The 19,271-nt window shown below is 57.4% G+C and carries 17 protein-coding genes; 5 read left to right on the forward strand and 12 right to left on the reverse strand.

The features are described from left to right. Positions 1-2 precede the first annotated feature (2 nt). From ACR3ES_RS06175 to ACR3ES_RS06185, 3 genes are read left to right on the forward strand one after another with little or no spacing between them, the layout of a single operon-like run. Positions 3-374: an ExbD/TolR family protein gene (locus tag ACR3ES_RS06175; protein ID WP_170427444.1), complete on the forward strand. Its 372-nt coding sequence runs from the start codon at positions 3-5 to the stop codon at positions 372-374. Position 375: 1 nt separating this feature from the next. After that, complete coding sequence (locus ACR3ES_RS06180; protein ID WP_480425035.1) at positions 376-762, forward strand: ExbD/TolR family protein; 387 nt, start codon at positions 376-378, stop codon at positions 760-762. Then, a complete protein-coding gene (locus tag ACR3ES_RS06185) occupies positions 759-1,598 on the forward strand; it encodes an energy transducer TonB (protein WP_170427440.1) in 840 nt (279 codons plus the stop codon). Before ACR3ES_RS06180 ends, ACR3ES_RS06185 begins: the two co-directional genes overlap by 4 nt. Positions 1,599-1,951: 353 nt before the next feature. Here ACR3ES_RS06185 and ACR3ES_RS06190 read toward each other — a convergent pair whose 3' ends face one another. Next, on the reverse strand, positions 1,952-3,991 hold the full coding sequence (locus tag ACR3ES_RS06190) for a TonB-dependent receptor (RefSeq protein ID WP_170427438.1): 2,040 nt from the start codon (positions 3,989-3,991) through the stop codon (positions 1,952-1,954). A gap of 367 nt (positions 3,992-4,358) precedes the next feature. Then, positions 4,359-4,844: a hypothetical protein gene (locus tag ACR3ES_RS06195; protein WP_170427436.1), complete on the reverse strand. Its 486-nt coding sequence runs from the start codon at positions 4,842-4,844 to the stop codon at positions 4,359-4,361. Positions 4,845-5,041: 197 nt separating this feature from the next. Here ACR3ES_RS06195 and ACR3ES_RS06200 point away from each other — a divergent pair, with 197 nt between their 5' ends. Then, positions 5,042-6,700 (forward strand): ABC transporter ATP-binding protein, encoded by a 1,659-nt coding sequence (locus ACR3ES_RS06200; protein WP_170427434.1) that lies wholly within the window; start codon positions 5,042-5,044, stop codon positions 6,698-6,700. A gap of 308 nt (positions 6,701-7,008) precedes the next feature. Here the strand turns inward: ACR3ES_RS06200 and ACR3ES_RS06205 are convergent, their stop codons facing one another. Beyond that, positions 7,009-7,365, reverse strand: coding sequence for a hypothetical protein (locus tag ACR3ES_RS06205; RefSeq protein WP_170427432.1), 357 nt, complete (start codon positions 7,363-7,365; stop codon positions 7,009-7,011). A gap of 427 nt (positions 7,366-7,792) precedes the next feature. Here ACR3ES_RS06205 and ACR3ES_RS06210 point away from each other — a divergent pair, with 427 nt between their 5' ends. Further along, entirely contained in the window at positions 7,793-9,352 is a 1,560-nt protein-coding gene (locus ACR3ES_RS06210; protein ID WP_170438349.1) for a class I adenylate-forming enzyme family protein, read from the forward strand. A gap of 191 nt (positions 9,353-9,543) precedes the next feature. Here the strand turns inward: ACR3ES_RS06210 and ACR3ES_RS06215 are convergent, their stop codons facing one another. Genes ACR3ES_RS06215 through ACR3ES_RS06255 form a run of 9 tightly spaced genes read right to left on the reverse strand, consistent with a single transcriptional unit; the run spans position 9,544 to position 19,268 of the window. Continuing rightward, positions 9,544-10,131, reverse strand: coding sequence for a hypothetical protein (locus ACR3ES_RS06215; protein ID WP_480634701.1), 588 nt, complete (start codon positions 10,129-10,131; stop codon positions 9,544-9,546). A gap of 50 nt (positions 10,132-10,181) precedes the next feature. Beyond that, positions 10,182-11,870 carry a hypothetical protein gene (locus tag ACR3ES_RS06220; RefSeq protein WP_480634702.1) on the reverse strand — a complete coding sequence of 563 codons (1,689 nt, stop codon included), beginning with the start codon at positions 11,868-11,870 and terminating at the stop codon, positions 10,182-10,184. Further along, positions 11,867-13,051 (reverse strand): patatin-like phospholipase family protein, encoded by a 1,185-nt coding sequence (locus tag ACR3ES_RS06225; protein ID WP_170635487.1) that lies wholly within the window; start codon positions 13,049-13,051, stop codon positions 11,867-11,869. The genes ACR3ES_RS06220 and ACR3ES_RS06225 overlap by 4 nt, the downstream gene beginning before the upstream one ends. Next, a complete protein-coding gene (locus ACR3ES_RS06230; protein WP_480634775.1) occupies positions 13,032-13,349 on the reverse strand; it encodes a hypothetical protein in 318 nt (105 codons plus the stop codon). The genes ACR3ES_RS06225 and ACR3ES_RS06230 overlap by 20 nt, the downstream gene beginning before the upstream one ends. Then, on the reverse strand, positions 13,327-14,499 hold the full coding sequence (locus tag ACR3ES_RS06235) for a peptidoglycan-binding domain-containing protein (RefSeq protein WP_480425038.1): 1,173 nt from the start codon (positions 14,497-14,499) through the stop codon (positions 13,327-13,329). Before ACR3ES_RS06235 ends, ACR3ES_RS06230 begins: the two co-directional genes overlap by 23 nt. Positions 14,500-14,505: 6 nt before the next feature. Beyond that, complete coding sequence (locus ACR3ES_RS06240; RefSeq protein ID WP_170436471.1) at positions 14,506-15,321, reverse strand: hypothetical protein; 816 nt, start codon at positions 15,319-15,321, stop codon at positions 14,506-14,508. A gap of 35 nt (positions 15,322-15,356) precedes the next feature. Continuing rightward, positions 15,357-17,288, reverse strand: coding sequence for an SUMF1/EgtB/PvdO family nonheme iron enzyme (locus tag ACR3ES_RS06245; protein ID WP_170436468.1), 1,932 nt, complete (start codon positions 17,286-17,288; stop codon positions 15,357-15,359). Further along, complete coding sequence (locus tag ACR3ES_RS06250; RefSeq protein WP_170436465.1) at positions 17,281-18,510, reverse strand: ABC transporter permease; 1,230 nt, start codon at positions 18,508-18,510, stop codon at positions 17,281-17,283. The genes ACR3ES_RS06245 and ACR3ES_RS06250 overlap by 8 nt, the downstream gene beginning before the upstream one ends. Continuing rightward, complete coding sequence (locus ACR3ES_RS06255; protein WP_170436462.1) at positions 18,507-19,268, reverse strand: ATP-binding cassette domain-containing protein; 762 nt, start codon at positions 19,266-19,268, stop codon at positions 18,507-18,509. The genes ACR3ES_RS06250 and ACR3ES_RS06255 overlap by 4 nt, the downstream gene beginning before the upstream one ends. Between the last annotated feature and the right edge of the window lie 3 nt (positions 19,269-19,271).

A 19,271-nucleotide genomic window follows, 5' to 3' on the forward strand; every position in this document is an offset into this window, starting at 1 on the left:
CAATGCAATTCGCCCCGCCAGCCAGACCCAGACGCAAACCAAGCCTTACGCCGATGATCGACGTGGTGTTCTTGTTACTGGTGTTCTTCATGCTGGCATCGCGGTTCGGCACGGATGCAATGCTGCCTCTGCCGATGGCCGGGTCTGGTGGCGAATACACCGGGCCGCCGCGTCTGATCGATGTCTACCCGGATAGGGTGGCGCTGAACGGTGTCGAGACCGGCGACCTGCCGCAGGCGCTGGCTCCGCTCATGCAGTCTCCATCAGACATGCTGGTGTTGCGCGGCAAGGATGGAGCAACATTGCAGCATATCGTTACGGTGACTGAAACACTGCGGCAGGCCGGATATGTTTCGGTTGTTCTGGTCGAGTAAGATGATGGATTTCTCCACCCCCCCTGCCCGCAAGCGCACGGAATCCATTGTGCCGATGATCAATGTTGTGTTCCTGTTGCTGATCTTCTTCCTGATGACTTCAAGTCTGGCCACGCCAGAACCGTTCCAGGTCACTCCCCCGAACGCGACGTCCGAGACAGAAGCCGAGATGGAGCATATCTTGTATGTCGACAAGGGCGGCAAAACATCGTTCGAAGGGGTCGAGGGCGATGCGGCCATTGCGGCAATTGCCGCAATCAGCACAGATCATCCGAGCATCCAACTCCGCGCAGACGCCGAACTGGAGGCGAGCGTTCTGGCCAATTTGCTGACAGCTCTGGCAGCCTCGGGCCTGAGCCGGGTCGAATTGATCGTTGCTGCACAATGAAACACGGGTTGGAGATACTCACGTTTGTCGCGATTGCCTTGGCGGTGCATGTCCTGGCTTTTGCGGAAAACTCAAGTTCCGGACAGCAATCCGGTGGCAGCGGTGGCGAGGCCCGTCTCTCGATTACCGCCGCCGCCACGACTGTCACGGAGATGGTTCAGAACTGGGAACGGCCACCTGATACTCTGTCCGAGGTTCAAACCGCCCTGACCGCCCCCGACCTACCTTCGGCCACAGAAACAGTGGTGCCGCAGATTGATCTGGCTCCCACTCCGCGACCAGAGGCGCGCCTGGCGGCGATGCCTGCCGACACCTTGGACGAGATCGATCTCAACGCCATGCAGCCTCCGCCACCACCGCCAGAACCCGAACCCGAGGTTTCGCAGGATCCCCCTCCGAAACCCAAGCCTCGGCCACCTCAGCCCGAGTTGGCTCAAAAGGCGGATCAATCGTCAGCTGGCCGCCAGAAAGAGGTCGCAGCCGGAGCCGGTGGCACATCTCAGGCCGGAATGGGACGTGCCGAAACGGCAACGGGGACTCCGGGTCAAAACGCCGAACTTGCGGCTCTGTGGGGCGCGAAAATACGGGCGCGAATCGACAGGAACAAACGCTATCCGCGCGGAACCAGGGCCAGCGGGGACGTCACGGTCGAACTGCGTGTTGCCCGTGACGGGCGGTTGTTGAGCCATCGAATCCGAACGTCATCGGGCGTACCCATCCTGGACGATGCAGCACTGACGGCGGTCGCCCGTGCTGGCCGTTTTCCAAACGCGCCTAAGAAACTCGCAGGTGCAAGTTTTGGGTTCTCCGTGCGGATCACCCTAATGCCGCGCTGATACCGATGTAATCGGGCCTCCAGACGGTTTCGGCGCAGACAGGTCTTGGGGAAATCGTCCTGAACCGTTCTTGTCCGAGTTCAATTGACATGGATCCACTGAAGTCTTGTCTAGCCGAAACATGCGCTGACTGACCCAAGCCATTATAGCCAGTTACGGCGGGCGAACCGCGCCCATGATTGAGGAGTGGAGGAAACGCCACCAAATCAAACAACCGCAGAGTGCCTTGGGCTGATGCCCGCAAGCCCCGGACGCCAGCAGTTAAATGCGCCAAAGGCCTGTCATGCAATACCGTTAAAAAGACCGCCGCGCAAAGCGGGCGACGATCTCAAAGGCCGCATTGGGTGCAGTTTTTAGAACGTGGCTGACACAAACAGGCTGAGATTCCGGCCCGCACCCGGTATCTGCTCGTTGGCGCGATAGGACTTGTCCAGAATGTTGTCCAACTCCAAAACTAGACGCGCATTTTCGGTCAGATCCATGGTGCCGCGAAAGTTAACTGTGGTCCAGCCAGAGGTCGGATTGGTGCCGGTGGGTGATCCATTGTCAACGACATTGCCGTTTTCATCAACAAGCTTGGACGAGCTTTGACCGCGCAGAAAAACATCCCAGGTTCCGCCTAAGCTTGCCGTCTGCCAGTCCGACCGCAATCCAAGTGTTCCTGTCCACTCCGGTGTTCCGCTGTCTTTGGTGCTGAAGCCGTTGCCATAGGTGAATTCGCGCGTGACATTTGTCAGGATCACATATGGACGGACACCGTTCCAACCCGGATCGAATTCCGCCGCAACTTCAAACCCCCAGGTATCCGCGCTGTCCACGTTCTCGTAAACCAACTCTCCGGGGTTCAAGGGATCGGCTAGGGCTGCGATATAGTCCTTGGCATCGGTATAGAACACTGCGGTATCCAAAACGAGGTTGCCGCGATCAATTCTGGCGCCTAGTTCAAAATTGGTTGCGGTCTCGGGTTCAAGGTTCGGATTACCATTGATTGTTTGGCCACCCGCGGATGTCGTCAGATACAATTCTGAAAGCGACGGGTATGTGTAACCCTGAGAGATATTGGCGCGCAGAATCGCATCATCCGACAAGTTGTAGACCAACCCGGCTGATCCCAGCCAGCGACTATCGCTGTTGCTCTGACCAGGCTGGGCGACACCGTTTTCGAGAAACTGGTCCTGGTCGCTGTCAACTCTGTAATACCTAGCGCCAAGCGTCGCCACAAAGTCACCGAGTGTCACCTCGTGCTGAGCGAACACGCTTGTGGTCCGTATCGTAGCATCAACAAATGTCGTCTCGGTCACTGGAGGGACTGGGCCCGGTGGGTTTATTATAGTCACTTTGTCCGTTTCCAACCGGTCATCTTCATATTCAAACCCAACCACTGTGCGGTGGCCTGCTGCAAATTCGAAGTTCGCCGTTGCAAGAAAACCGCTGGTGGTTTGCGTATCGTCTGACGTGATCTCGAAGCTCGGCGCAAATGGACCAGGGTTCAGGTTGTTTTCGAACTTACGATCGATTTTTTGTGTGTAGGCACTGAACTTGAGCATGGACATCCACGGCGTCAGATCCTCACCTTCATAAAACGCACTATACTTACGCAGATCCCGCTGAGGCAGATTGATCCGAAAGTTCGGGTTGCCCGTGAAGACCTCGGTTGAAGCGTCAAAATCCTGCGCGCGCAGTCCGACGTAACTCTGGCCAAAGTCATACCCCAAAAAGGCCAATACGCCGTCCTCATCGCTGCCGGACGGTACGAGATCACCATCGGGGGTTTTGCGGTCCCCAAGGTCAGCCCTCGAATACGACAGACGATAGTCAAAGTTGTTTACAGTGCCCGCAATACTGGCAGCCGTGCGAAAGCCGTCATTTGCGCCGATATAGCCTGCGGTGCCCGAAACCTCGACGGGTTTGTCGGCGCCCCGTTTCGTGATGATGTTCACGACGCCACCGATGGCCCTGTTGCCGGATACAACCGAAGACGGCCCACGCACGATCTCGATACGCTCGATATCGGTCGGGGACACCAGCAACGGCGTTCCATAGCGGGTGTGATCAGACAAACGCTGACCATCGACCAAAACAGCGATACGTTGCGATTCCTCACCGCGGATACGGATGCGATCCAGATCATTCTCCGTGACCTGAATGCCCGGCACATCAGAAAGCAGGTTGGCAACGGATGTCGGTGGAATCTCACTAATCTCGTCGGAATCCACGACCGTAACCGATGCCGGGCTTTCGAACACTTCGGTCGGGATACCGGTGCCGGTGATGGTGATATCCCCCAGTTTAATTATGTCGTCATCCTGTTCCTGCGCCGAAAGAGGCGCCGCCATTATGACGCCCCCCACCATGGCGGCGGTCGCGGTGGAACGCAAAAGCGTCTGTTTCATTGAAACCCCCAGAGTTCGATTTATGCAAAGAGTGGTGAACTCGCCCGAGCCGGGCGAACTACTGCCGTTACCTTGCTGATAGCTGGGTGTTGTCTGGAGCCTATGCGCGTGGATTCCACACATATCGGCTCTCCGCGCGCGACCATACGAGACTTAACTCATCAGTAACATAGTCTTTTTGTCACACGCTTAATGCGTGGCCACAACGCCACAACGGCAACCCCAGAGACCCGATATCAAAGCAAGCGCGACAACCGAAGCCGGTGAAAGGACGGCCTCGACCCTTAACAAAACCGCATTGTTGAAAGGTTGGAGGTGTCTGGCACAATCCTACCGAGAATGCCCTTACAGACCAGAACGGCTCGGATCACTCCACGCGCAAGCTGTCCGAGTCGCCAGTTACAATGGACAGACCCGAGCAGACGGTCAGCAACCGCGCGAAAGAGGCTCCCTCACAGACCATCATGGCGTATGCGCGGGCATGGCTTGCCTGCCCCCGTCGTACCGCATGCAGGGTCGACACAAAGTACTTTTCCTCATCCGTCAGCATCGCAGGTGATTGACTGTCGCCGGGTGAAAGGTACGAAAAAGGGCGTGTCCGCGATCCGATCAGCGCATCGACCATGAGCGATACAGCATGCGCGATGGTCGCTCCGAACGGTGCCGGGAAGGCCAGTTCCGCGCAGCGAAAGGCATCCTTCCAGGTTTGCCCCGCAGGCTTTTCGTTGTTCTCAAAGAAAAACCGGGCGATTTCCAGAACCTTGAGTTCGAAATCGTCAAGGTCCACATTCGCCAGCGGTTCAAGACCGGCGCCTGCAACGACAAGGGTATCTTTCTTGAAAAGGGCTTTCATTTCGGCCTCGGGATCTGACATGCATGATGCAACCCTAGCTGCGCGTGATCGAGGCTTGGTGACGGTTCTGAATGCGCCAAATGCTCGCGTACTGTCAATCCCTGTGATCCAACGGCCTTGATTTACAGTCGGTTTCCTGTTTCGCTGCCGAAGCCAGGATGATCCCAGCGCGTAACCAACAGCAAGGGATCCGAGTCATGTCTCAGCAAGGCGAAACCGTCCTCGATATCAAAAATCTGTCAATCCAGTTGCCACGAGGAGCTGACCGGAAATACGCGGTCGAAGATGTTTCGCTCACGCTCCGACGCGGTGAGATTCTCTGCGTCGTCGGAGAGAGCGGATCAGGCAAATCCGTCATGACAAGTGCAATCATGAACGACGTTCCGGGGCGTCTCAAAGTCACGTCAGGTGAGGTGCTGTTCGATGGTCAGGATGTTCTGAAAATGTCGAACGCCGAGTTGAACGACATGCGCGGTGCCCGCATTTCGATGATTTATCAGGAACCGATGGCTGCGCTTAACCCTTCTTTGAAGATCGGCAAACAGGTGGATGAGGTATTTGCTCTGCACCGCCCCGATATCGCGCCAAAACAGCGCAAGGAGGAAACGCTTAGACTGCTGGAACAGATGAAGCTTCCGTCCCCGCCGCGCATCTATGACAGCTATCCGTATCAGGTGTCCGGCGGGCAGTGTCAGCGGATTGTGATTGCCATGGCACTGGCCTGCAAGCCCGATGTTCTGATCGCGGATGAACCCACGACCGCTTTGGACGTTACCACCCAGGCCGAGATCCTCAGGCTGATCAACGATCTGAAAGAGGTCTACGATAACGCCACGATCTTCATCACGCATGACTTCGGTGTCGTCGCCGATGTCGCGGATCGGGTGGCGGTGATGTGCTGGGGAAAGCTGATCGAAGAAGGCCCCAAGGAACAAATCCTCATGCATCCGAAAGAGCCCTATACCCGGCTTTTGGTCGACGCGATGCCGCTGCTGGAGACCACGCGCAGCCCCGACCTGACGCGGAATGATCCGCCGGTTGTCTCGGTTAAGGGGCTCCACAAGATTTACACCAGCGGGGCCAAGCAAGTTCATGCACTGAAGGACGCGCATTTCGTGTTGCGCGCGGGCGAAACACTGGGCGTTGTTGGTGAAAGTGGGTCCGGAAAGTCGACCCTGGCCAAAACGCTGATCCGTCTGGAGGAACCTACAGAGGGCGCGGTGATCATCAAAGAGACCGACTTTCTAGGATTGACCGGCGATGATCTGGTCAAGGCCCGAAAGAACATCCAGATGATATTCCAGGACCCGTTCGGATCGCTGAACCCGTCTCAATCGGTTGAGTTCATGATCACCCGCGGGCTGCAACTGCAAGGTGTCAGCGCAAAGGATGCCCAGGATCGAGCCATCGACCTTCTGGAACAGGTCGGTCTTGGCGAGCGCGCGATGAAGCGTAAGCCCCGCAACTTCTCGGGTGGTCAGCGTCAGCGCATCGGCATCGCGCGCGCGCTTTCGATGGAACCGGACGTGGTGATAGCAGACGAGAGTGTTTCGGCCTTGGACCTGTCGGTCCAGAAACAGGTGCTTCGGCTGATGAACGAACTGCAAATCAAGTACAAAATGGCAATCATCTTCATCACGCATGACCTGCGGGTTGCCGCGCAGATTTCGGATTACATCACGGTCATGGAAAAAGGCGTCATGGTCGAGTTTGGCCCGGCCGAAGAGGTGTTTAACGCACCGAAACATGACTACACCAAGCGGCTGTTGGAAGCCGCGCCGGGACGTGATTGGCACCCCCCGCGACTGACACCCGAGGAGGCCGCACAGATCGCAGCCTCCATCGAGCGTGTGTGACCCGCAGCCGGACGGCCTTGCCATCGGTCGACGTTCGCGATGTATCTCCCGCGGAATACGAAAGCCTTTCAGGCGCGGCATTTTGGGCGGTATCTGCTTGCGTGAGCGGTGAGCCGTTCAGAACGCGCAAAAACACATTGGCAATGTCATCAGTGGGCTTTTGTGCGGCACAGGCTAGCCGCCGTATCCCAAAAGCAGATAGCTCAGGAACTGTCCGTTTCCCGGACGCTGGTGAACTTCATGATCCGAGATGCAGACAAAGCTTGCAGGTTGGCCACACAAACACCCTGAGCGGCATGCCCGCGGTTTTATTGTTCGACCGGATACTGTGCTGAGATCGTGCAATATGTGGACGCGCCAGACGACTCGCATGTTCCGGGCGCGACATGCTCCATGACGAACTCATCCTCGAGCGCCGCGCCATTGACGGTCACGTGATAGTGCCAGCGCATTTCATCCTCGGTAAAGCCATGCAAAAATTCAGTCAGATCCAGTTCTGTTTGACCGCAGCGCATCGCTGCAATCGAAATGCCACTTTCAGTCAATACACCGCCAATCATCTCGGCAGTGTCACGGCAATCGTCAACTGAATCGGCATATGTCAACGCCATATGGGTCTGGCCGGTCGCACTGACGGTCAGAATGATCAGAGCGGTTTTCAACATGTTTACAACTCTCTACTGGCTTTCGGGTTCAGTCCAAACCGCATACAAAGCGGCATCTCTTATTAGGTGATAAAAATAGTAAGATATTTGCGCTAAATCAAAACCAATTGCAGCCTAGTCAGATATCTTTGACCGTCCGGAGTTCGGCGGTATCGAGATGAAGACAGCCGATTTGGTGCCGCATAAACTGCCGCCGGTTCGGTTTGTCTCCGCTGATGTTGGGTATACAAACACAAAAACCGACCTAGTCCGGGTCACCCTGACACATTCGAAAGTCCAAGTTTTGGGTTCCAAGATCACACACACGGCGTCTGGCGGAATCAAGTGGTTCAGTGGTGCCACGAAACGTTTCAGAGATTGGCGGCGGGCTTTGGGGACTGGCTTGGCCTGTGTAGACTAAGACCAACGTGAAGTTAAGGAGAAGGGCATGCCGGTATCTGGGCCTCCGCTGGAAGAACCTGCGGACTTGAAGGACCTTCTTCGTCGGAGTTTATTGGCCGACCCTGACGCCACAGCGCTTTATGCGTTGGACGGGATATTGACGTGGCGCGAGTTGGAAGTGGCCTGTACGCGGCTTGCGCGGAGTTACCTGAGCTTAGGGTTGAAGCCGGGGGATCGGGTCGCGTCGATCATGCCGAACGGAGCGGACCTGGTGATCCATTACCTGGCCTGCATGCGGGCGGGCCTGGTGGCCATGCCGCTCAACTACCGATACACCCCCGCGGATATCGACTATGCGCTCGGGCTTGCCAAACCTGCGGCCCTGTTGGTGCACGGCGAGCGTGTAAAGGATATAGTGGGGATTCCGAGTGTAGCGCGATTGCCTGTAGGGGTGATTTCATACGAAGACGACGCCAAATCCGGCCTCGCCTTTAAGACTCTGCTGAACCACAACGGCAAAGAGACCTTGCCGGTGATCGGTGCAGACGCTCCAGCATTCATATTTTTTACATCGGGAACCACGGGCAAACCCAAAGGCGTAACGCACAGCCACACCACCATGGGATACATGGTGGCGAGCAACGCAAAGGGGCTGAGGCTGGGGCCGGAAGACGTAGTGCTGCCGGCGTCGTGGGTTTCGCATACCGCTGGATTGCGGCTAACGTTCGCGGGGCTATGGGCCGGAGCCATGACAAATATTGCTCGGAAGTTCACGCCGGATGAGCTGTTGAACCTCTTGCGGCAGACGCGACCAACCGTAGCGCAGATATTGCCTGCGCCCTTAGCCGCATTGCTGCGATCGCATGGCGCGGTGCGCGAAGATTTCAGCTCACTAAAGACGATGATGGCGGGCGGAGACAAACCTTCACGAGCGTTGGTCGAGGCTTTCCGAAAGGTGGCCGGTGTACCGATCGGCTCGTTTTACGGAATGACGGAAATGGGCACGTCGCATTCGAACACTCACGGGAGTTCTGAGAAGGTCGGCGCAGTTGGCTTCAACAATCCGGGCTATGTCTCGTCGCTGCGTGACGAAACCTGGAGGGAAGTGTCTGCAGGTGTGGACGGCCGCCACTGGGTAAAGAGCCCGACCATGATGACGGAATATTGGGAGAACCCAGAAGCAACGGCGGCGGCGTTTCGCGATGGTTGGCTCGATACCGGCGACGTGATGCGTCGGGATGAGGATGGGTATTTCTGGTTTCGCGGCCGCCGGAAACAGATCATTGTGCATGATGGTTCAAACATCAGCCCGGCCGAGGTGGAAGACGCGCTGACAGCGCACCCAGCCGTTGATTCAGCAGTGGCGGTAGGGGTGCGAGACGAGATGCATGGAGAGGATGTTTGGGGGTTTGTGAGCCTGACCGAAGATGCGGACCCAGTGCGCGTTGAAGAGATTATTGATTTTGTCCGGGCGCGGATCGGGTACAAAGCGCCGGATGTGGTTCAGGTGATGAGTACACTGCCGTTGACCAAGGGCGGCAAGCTGGACCGAGTGGCGTTGAAACGGTTGGCGGCAGAAGAATACGGCAAGGCCCACGTGCTGTGACGCCGATACTGCAGAAGGTCAGGCCTTGCCCGCCATGTCGCCACCCCCCTATGACCAGACTGCCGAAAGTCGCTCCGGATCCGTCAGCATCACATCAATCCACCTCTGGCTCCGCCATTTGTCAACAGGAGCCAGACGGCGGAAAGACGGTTCCAAAGAGGTTGATCGCAACATCAAGAACCTCTCCTGTCTTACACCGTAAAGGCAGGTCGCTTGTTCAGACTGCTCCAATGGTCCATGCCGCGCTTTGTCCAATCAGCGCCCGGTTTGCTGTTAAAAATCATATCGTCAGCAAGGGCCATGATCTTGTTTTGGACGTCTTTGATCGCCGATGCATACAGAGCAGGGTCCTCCAATAGTTCTGCATCCGAGACACCCAGCGGGCGACCGTCAATGCTGCGGACCAGATGCCCCTCGTTTCTGAGAGCGTTCAAAGCATCGCTTTGTGCCCTGACGATGGCAGCAAAAGCACCGGCATCATCCTGAGCACTGGATTGAGCCTCAAGATAGCGCAACGCCACCTTGTCAATCGCTGGAACACCTGCAGCATTTATCAGCAATATGCGCGCTGGTCGGCCAGTCTGTGCCTTCCAGGCGCGGGCAAGAGCGGTTGCTGCCAGCCTGTCAAACCCCGGGGCATTTGGCGTCAGAAGCTCAAGGTCACAGGCTTTGGCCGCAGGAAACGCTCTGAGATGGGCTTGCAGGAAGTTTGAGACGGCAGCGTCTGTTTCCGACGCATCGGCATTTAAAGGGCCAATCACACCGACACGCCAGCGCAAACGCCAGCAGGGTAAGCTCTTTGCCTTTTCGAATTGGCGGATGCCTTCGTTCAGGCTTTCCCGGACGTTTTTCTCATCCTTTTTTCATGTCCTTCCTGTCTGGCGACAAGATCATCAAAGGGCTGAATCAGCGGATGCAGTTTCTTTTCATTGTCCCGAATGCCGTCTGTTTTATGCCAGCTTTCCAGCAGTCGCTCGACGTTCCAGCGCTGATGCTCGGTCTCTGCAAGCGCCACGATCAACTCCTGGCTCTCCAACACGGTGCGGCCTGCCGACCCTTCAAGCCGGAGGCCAGCAACCCTGGCCCCGATTGGGGGTGCAAAACCCGCCGCCTGGAAAATCTCAATGGTCGACAGGGCGGCGCGATAGCTCGCGCGTTTGTCCGCGTTTGACATGTTGTCCCAGTCGTTTTGATCGGTCTGAACAACATCGGGCGAGTTGCGCCAGCGGTCATGGATGGCCCGGGCCAGTTGCTGGTACAGCGTGTTCAATGCGATATCGTCGTCATCCAGACTGCGCCCTCCAAAAGGAACTATCCCACCCGTTAGGTCCGAGAATGGGGCCGCGGCAATAGAAGAAAGTGAATCACTGCGCATGAAAATAGGCGCGCGAAAGCACAGTTTCTCAAGCTGCATCTGGCGCAGACGCATCGCAATCGCCACGTTACGTGCGTCTTCGCCGGCCGCAACCACCACCGCGGTGATAGGGTGTTTACGTTCGTGTCGCAGAAGTTCACTCGCGCGCGCCTCGGCGCAGCATTCCAGTGCATCAAGCGTGACGAAGTTAATCTCGAGTTGTCCGGATAAGTCGGGATTGAACAGGGCCGGCCGCTCGCGTCGGATGCGCGCTTTGGCTTCTTCCACGTTTTTATCAAGAATGGTCAGGATCGGCGCGTCGAGGGCGTGATGATGACAGCGCATCGCCAGTTCTTCGGCAACCGCCAGATTGATGCTGCCCAATCCGACAAGTACGGCATGAACGCGGTCTTGGCCCCGTGTCAACGCAAGATCGTTCGGCTCCATTGAGGTCACAAGAGCCCGGGCAACCGTATCCGAACGGGAGAACAGTGTGGCCTGCCGGAAAATGTTGGACAACAGTTGCAGATCCCGCAGGATCGAAGCGTCCTCGATGCGCAAGGCGATTTTGGCATCCAAGGCGCGCGTCGTGGCCGATCGCCAGACCCGCGCGCGTTCGACGTTGAGAACCGCATCGGCATCACCAAAAACAACAGTGTCCGGGGATCCGATCATCCGGGTGGTGCCGGTTTTTTCCGTCATGGGTCCCGCAATCCGAAACAGACGAGCTGACCGACGGTCCACGGTCAGTTTCGCCAAATTCTCTGCCGTGTCGAAGACAGTGATCACCCCTTTGTCACGGTACATATCCAGTGCAAAGTTGGACGATCCGATCATAACGATATGCCCCCTGCGAAAATATGCACGCAGCCGAACAAACTGATCCCCAAGATAAACGGCAGCCAGTCCGATGAGGGCGGAAATCGTTGTAAACAAGCCTGTAAAACGGGCCACTTCGATCCACAGATTCAGTCGATCGCCGTCGGGTTTATCGATAAAGCTGCTGTCGCCGACAAAGGCAAGTAGCGTGTGATAGGCCACATCGAACCGGTCGTACCCATCCAACCCTGCATAGTAGCGGGACCATCCGATGTATCCGGTCACACAGGTGATGATACACAAGACGATAAGAATGATGATCGTTTTCGGGAACCGGCTTTTCATGTGTTTCTCAGGCAGTTAGAAAGCAGCGTTTTGATGTCTAGCGCGCTGTCAATATAGGCGTGGGTCAGGTCATAGATTGGGGCAATGATCGAGGCATCGTCAATGCGCTGATATTGCCTGAGTTGTCGCTGCGGAACGTCAATTCCGTATTTTGCGAGTTCGCCACGGATCAGTGGCAGGTCGAACCTGAGATAAGTGAAGACGGGGTCTGGTGTCAGCATATCCTCGGCCAGGTCGCCGATTTCGGAGTTGATCTTGACCGGGCGCGGGGATGTGCCAAGCCATTGCATCAAGGCGACAGTATGCATCTCTGCGTCGTTGGTCATGCCCCGCAGTGCGTAGTAGGCAAGCGGCAATGGACCCAGCCGCCGCGCCGTTCGGGCGTTCAGGCGGGCACGGAAGTATCCCGACCCCAGCGACAGGACAAACAACCGATCCGCTCCGGTCGGCCAGTTCAACCCGTAGGCTTTCAGACGCGCGAGTTTCAACAGTGCAAGACTGGGATCGTTATGGGGTGACAGACCTCCATCCACAAATGTCCCTGTGACCCCGCCACCAATTTCGAAGGTGGACTGGTCGAAATAGGTTGGGGCCGCCGTCGCCGCGCGAAGCAGCCGCGACACCTTGAAATGGCGATTCCCAATGTGCTCGCTATCGTCCGAGCTATTGAAGTAAGGCGCTTTATCAAGCGTACTCAGTATCCAGGGACTGCCGGTATCCAGCCGCTTGGTGACGATGGCACAATGGCTCAGAAAACCGGGGTCATCCAATGCAATGTCCCCGATAACGTCTCTGAACTCCTGTTCCAGCTTTGCACCATCAAATGCCGGAACCTGACCAAGCGCCGACAGCCAGCGCCGGTTCCGAAAAAACTCCGTCGCACGCGAGACGTAGAACTCTCGTATATCTGCTAAAGAAATGCCGCGTGACACCGCAACCGCGATTAGCGCGCCGGTCGAGGTGCCGCCGATCAAATGGAAGACATCGCAGAGGCCCGTGTTCGGGCCGAACAGGTCTTTCAGGGCATTTTCAACCGCCTCCAGAAACGCAACCTCGACAATCCCGCGCACGCCACCACCGGACAGGGCCAGGATACGCTTCTGCTCGACACTATCATCGACCACTGTTTTTAACCCTTCGTCAATCCCTATGACCCCGGCGTTATTCGTCGTGGCACTCAATGCGAACCGTTTGCTGGCGCCAATCCACGATGCGATCCTGGATTGGTTCAAGCTGGGATGCGGACCGAGAGGTTTCGATGGGCGAAACGCCGAAGCGTTTCATGAAGGTCAGCGCTTCGCGTGCCCGAATGACCCAGGCGATGTTTTCTATATTCCGCCTGAGCTGCAACGTTGTGCTGACTTTCGAAACAACGACGGCAATCTGAGCCCCATGCTGATCCAGAACCGGACCGCCGGAATTGCCGGGCTGCACCGGGGCGGTAATCTGAATTTGGCTACGGTCCCCCCTGCAGCCCAACAGTGGACGACACGATGCCATTGGTTAAGTTTATCGATTGCGACACGTCAAAAACCGGATAACCCATTACGAAAACGGTTTCACCCAGCACTGCGCCATCATTACGAAACTTGATCGGGGTTCTGCCTGCAAACGCAGGCGAGCGGACCAGTGCCAAATCAACCCGGATGTCCGATCCCAAAAGCACCGCGTCCTGACCGTTTACCGTCAGACGAGCGCATCCGGACACCACGTGATGATTGGTCAGGATGTGGCCTTCATATGAAACGATCGACCCCGAACCCGAACCCACCATGCCCCGGTACCGGTCAGGCAAATCCCGACCGCCGGGGTAATCGCCACTTCTGATTCGGGCCCGAATCTGAGACATTGGAACGGCCGGCCCGTTAAACAACTCAACCGATCCGAGAATCTCCGACAGAATCGGCTGGATGGAATACTGCGTAGCCTCATCGTAGTTTAGAGCGATACCGCGCACCTTACTGCCATTGAGTTGGTGAATGTGATGGTTGATCAATCCATCCCGACGGAAGCTCAGAAACACGGTCGAGCCCACGACGCCTTTGTTGACAAGATCAAGGTCTCCGTCTTCATTTTTTTGCGCATCGGCCATTGCCTCAAGCCAGATCCGGGGTGGTGCGGGTTCATCCAGATCGTAGCGGTAGAACTCGACATTCAGACCGGATGAGCCTTTGCCGTTGATCCAGATATGCGTGTGTTCGCTGCCGTGTATCTGGGGGCGGCGCAGGAAATTGCTGGGCAAGCGGGCCGAGGTTCCGGTCCATTCGAAACGCGTGTCGCGAAACCCGGCGGCCCGGATGGTTTGCTGCGCGCGTTGGCTGAGGATCTTACGGTCCTGATCCGACAGGCGCTGTCCTGAAGGTTTGCCAACGCTCTCCAGAAAAGCGCCAATCGCTTTGCGTGTACTGCGGTTGAACTGGCCATCAATTCGATCCTGAAACAAACCGATCCAGGCCAGATCGGTTTGAAGGGCCGCGACGCCGCGCTCTTGCGAAGTATCAGGCTGCCGTATTCCGAACTCGTGCAGAACCTCCCGGGGCAACTCGGCATACGCGCTGGCAGCGGTAAAAACCGCCGCTGCCAGCCATATTGACCCGGCAATGCGCCACGCCCACCCTTTCCAACGCATCCCGGTCTAGCCTACCAGAATCTCAAGCGCTTCGATGCGGTTGTCGATCTGTTGACGGGCCTGATTGTCCGAATTGACCGCCCGGTTCTGGTCCTGGACGACCGCATTTACGCTACGGGTCGAGGCACGTGCGCTGCTGACATTGGCAGACGAGCTTGGGGCGCGAGACGCTGAAATCGCAGCCCGGTCGACCTGCGCAGCTGCAGCGCTGGCGTCGACATAGGCGTCCACGCGCTGGCCGATGCCGTTGAATGCGGCAGACACAATCCGGTTATCTTCGGCCACTTTGCGCTTGATCTGTTTCAGCTGTGCGCGGGCCTGATCTGAAGTAATGGATTTGGACCGGATCTGCCGTTCCAATGCTGTAAGTTGACCGTTGCGGCAATTGCGCAAAGACTGTGCAGCGCGCCCGGTTTGGGTGACCAGTTGGCGTTCCTTTGCCGCATCCGAGTTAACCGACCGCAACAGCGCATTTGCATCCGAGGCATTGGCGGCCTTTTGTTTGTAATAGGTTGCACCAAGCCCGGTCAGGCCTCCGCCCAATGCACCAATCAGCGCACCTTGTCCGGAGTCGCTGGCTAGTGCGGCCCCTAACAAGGCACCGACGACGGCTCCGGCGGCGGCCCCTGCGATCTGCTGGTTAATCTCTGTCTTTCTGGCCGCGACAATTGTCTGACGGAATCCGTTACACGTATCCGACGGGTCATTTGCAGCTTCGGTCAATGTAATCGTCTCGCTGCAGCCCTGAAGCGCCATTGCGCCTGTCAAAGCGATCACGCCTGCGCCGCGCAGCGGCTTCTTAATAAAACCATGAAAAAGCAATGTCCTTCTCCCTCTTTTCCTTGTTTGGTCAATTTCTAACGGTGTTGATCCGGGAAACGCTGGCGGCGCAATTCGCGCACGGTATCCAACTCCTGCAGCCAGCGGGCGCGTATCTCTTCCGTGATCCGGCCCCGGGCTTGGTTGATTTCCCGGTGATGCTTTTCAAATCGTTGAAGATCCTCGCCGAAGACATCGACGCTGGCGCCGCTTAGACCCCGCCTGGCCTCTCGGATTTGCCTGTTCACGAAGGCCTGGTCTCTTTCGGCAAGTTCCGTGTGAACCTGTAAATACAGATCAAATGAGGCATCAATCCGATCATTGTTGTTCACGATCGTGGCTTGCAACCGGTTCAGCCTTTCGGTCTGGGCCGCCGACAAGGTTCCCAAACCCTGCAATTCCTGCACGCCGTTCATGGCCGCGAACATGTTCCGGCCAACGCGGTCGATCAGGTTGCCGGTCACAATCCCGGACCGGATCGACAGACGTGTCGCCTCGGTCGCCTGATCCCGCAGCACGACCTGAAGCCGGTCCAGCTCAATCTGAAGGGCGCCGGCCTGGGCCTCGAGTTCTGCCTGGGTCAGCTGGCCTTCCGACAGTGATCGGCTTAGCTGATTGACCTGCGCCTGCAAGTCGTCGCTTTCTCCTGTGGGTAATCCGACCCCCGCATCCAGAAGCTCGCGCCGACCGGTCATCAGCGCCTTTTGCAGCGGAACGTTATTCATTCCTTCGACATAGTCGCCGCCAGCATCGCGACGCCCGGCAAAAACTGGCGCCGAGATCGCCATGCGGGTGCTCATCGTCTCGTTTGAACCCGGCCCATCGAGCGTGAATAGCGCGGCGGTTTCGTTTCGCCAACCGACAGTGTTGTTGTTGCGGGCCCGGTACGAGGTCCCGCCCTTGGTTGTGACCCCTCCGATTTGACCGGACCGACCATCGGGACGTGTTGGGCGGAACAGGTCCAGAACGATTTCCTCGGCATTGCAAACCATGTCATAAAGACCCAGCACGTTGGGCATTTTCAGTCCAACACCGCCCAGAAACACGCCTTCCTGCCGAGGGGTTTCGGCACAGATATCTTCCAGCCGACCCGGCACGATTTGACCGGTTGACGGGTCCAACGCAGACGGCAGGCGCGAACTGCGTTCCTGCGGGGTCACAAAAGAGGCCCCACCGCGTGCTGCAAATTCCCATTCGCTTTCCAACGGCAGACGAATATATCCCGTTGCGCCCTGCTCCCATGGCAGGTCGGGCAGTTCACCCGCCTCGATCCGGGCCACGTCGCGACGGATCAACCAGTCTGAATACACCCTGCTGAAATCAACCCCGTCATACCAGGACAATCCACCGGCAGCAGGTATGCTGCGCAAGTTTGCTTGCGCCAAAGAGGCATTGAATTCACTGCATGCGGGGGCATCCGGAGCTTCGGTCTCTGACGCCGGCAGGTCGAACAATCCCATTTCATAAGCTGTCCACTGCGGAACCGTGAGTTCGTATTTGCCGATGTAGTAAGCCCGCGCCGTGAGGTCGCCGAGATCATCCGTCAGACCGTTCTTGCCGCTGTCGGTCACCGTAAACGTGCCCGCTACCGGGGATTGCCACGCCCCGTTGGACAATACTGTTTGCGGTGTCTCTGCCGCAATATCGACAGATCGTCCAAAATTGCCCAGAACCTGATCAAACATGTGCGAAACGGGCACGTCGATGCGTCTGAACATCATAGCACGGCGACACGGTAGTGGCAGTGTCAGTTCGACCGGGATTGTAGCACCGGCAACCTTGTCCGCACAGGCAACATTGCTCAGATCGCGAACGCCCTGATCAATCAGCGCCTGCCTGTTTAAACGCCAGGTTGCCGGATCGTCGATCTGGCACCAGGGTGTGTTGGCCGGAGCAGCTTCATCCTGTGCGGCAGCCATCGCAGCTGCAAAAATCAGGGCGACAGTCATAGAGATGAGCCGTTTAGTCATGTCTCAAACCCCGCGTAGGTTCCAGTTTTGCGGCCCGATACCCTGCAACCGAGCCAGACGCAGCTCCAGCCATGCCAGATGCCACCATGGCAAATAAAAAGTGGCCCAACGTCAGTTGACTCACCTGACCTTGCAACCCGGCCAGCCCCTGAAGCGAGTGGTTAACGATGGGTTGTGCGATGCCGGTCAAGAGGCTTGCGATAAAGCCACCGCAAAGCCCGATCATGGCCCCCTGCAACGAAGGCAGCGTGGAAAGTTCGGCCCCGGACATGCCCAGTAAGCGCAGCAGAGACAGCTCGCGAGCCTTTTCCACAACAGTCGCGGCCAAATGCAGACCGAGGGTCAGAAGAAATCCGGCGGCGGACAAGGTGCAGATCACCAGAAACACCCAGCCGAGCCCCTGTTCGATGGCCAGGGTTGTTTCGATCTCTTCTGCGCGGGTTTCGACGTCATGACCTTCGGCGAGAAGCGTATCACGCAGTCCCGGAACATCGCGGATATCCCGTGCATAGAGTCTAAAGCTGGCAAAACTGCGGTTTTCCGCATCCGTTGCGCGGGCTTCATCGGCGGCAGGCCAGCCCAATTCCTCGACGGCAAAACCCTCGCGGTAGCGCTCGACGGCAGCCTCAAGGCCCCGCTCGACAAAAATGTCGTTCGTCTGCAACAGATCGCGCGGCAGTACATCGGTAACAGTCACATCGTGCCGGACCGCCTGCCTCTCTTCACCGACGATCCGCATGATAATCAGTTCCACCTGATCGCCGATATCTGCTCCGCTTTCGATCCGGACCCGTTCGGTGATCACCGTCTCAGACCAGCTTTGCGGTGGCGTCAGGCCGTCCAGCAACGGGTCTCCGGGTGCCGTCGGGATCATGCGCGGCTCAAGGATCGAGCGGCTTTCCGGCCCACGCAGACGGACGGAGGTCGCCAGGTATCGCGATCGAGGAAGCAAAAAGCCCACCCTCGGGTCCTCGGACAGCGCGTCGAACCAGGGCTGATCAAGCTCAGTATCCTCGATCAATTTCAATTCGAGGATGCGAGGGTCCGACCTGAGGGTGTCGATCAGAGAATTCACCACGCCGAATTTCAGGCCGTACAATAACAGCAGCGGAATCAGCGCCACGGCCACGGCAACCACAAGACAGGCCGAGGATTGCCAGCCATGGGCCAGATCGCGCCAGGCCAATTGGAATACAACATTCAGACGCAAGGGTTGGATCATGCCATTTCTTCCACCCTGGCGGACAGAGACAATGTCGCCTGCCGGTCGTTCACGTCACCTGTCGCCTTCACCTCGCAGATGCGGAACCCGTGGCGCTGCAAAAGGTCGGTGTCATGGCTGGCCAGGATCAGGGTGGCATTGCTCTGCTTGGCACTGTTCACCAGTGTCCGCATGACTTCGTCAGCGGTTGCTGAGTCCAGTGAGGCCGTTGGTTCGTCGCCCAGCAAAAGCGCTACCCCAGGCGCCAGAGCCCGAAGCACCGCTGCCCGTTGGCGTTGTCCGCCAGACAATTGGGCGGGCAGGCGGGACAGATAGTCCAGAATACCCATATCATGCGCCAATTCCTGAATTCGCTTGTGCGCACCGGCGCTCAAACCCGTCGACAGCCGTGCTGCGAGTTCGGCGTTTTCGGCAACGCTGAGATAGGGAATCAACCCTCCGTCCTGCAGGACAAAGCCGATCAGACGTGCGCGGATTTTTGTAAGCGTTTCAGTATCTCCGGCCAGCAATGACGGCGCCAACTCCATCATCCGACCGTCACCGTCCGGTGCGATCTGATAACTGTCCAACGCATCGGGCCAGGCGAGCAATCCGAGGATTTCGAGGAAGGTGGACTTGCCGCTTCCGCTCTCGCCAATCAGTCCGATTCTGTCCATCTGCGCCGCTTCGAACTTAGGCACGTGCAAAGTGTAGCGGCGCCCAGTTTCGGATTGGGCGCGCGTCACAACCAGATTGGTTAGACGGAGCGCTGCCTGCATCGG

It is taken from the genome of Ruegeria sp. B1, assembly GCF_056535885.1.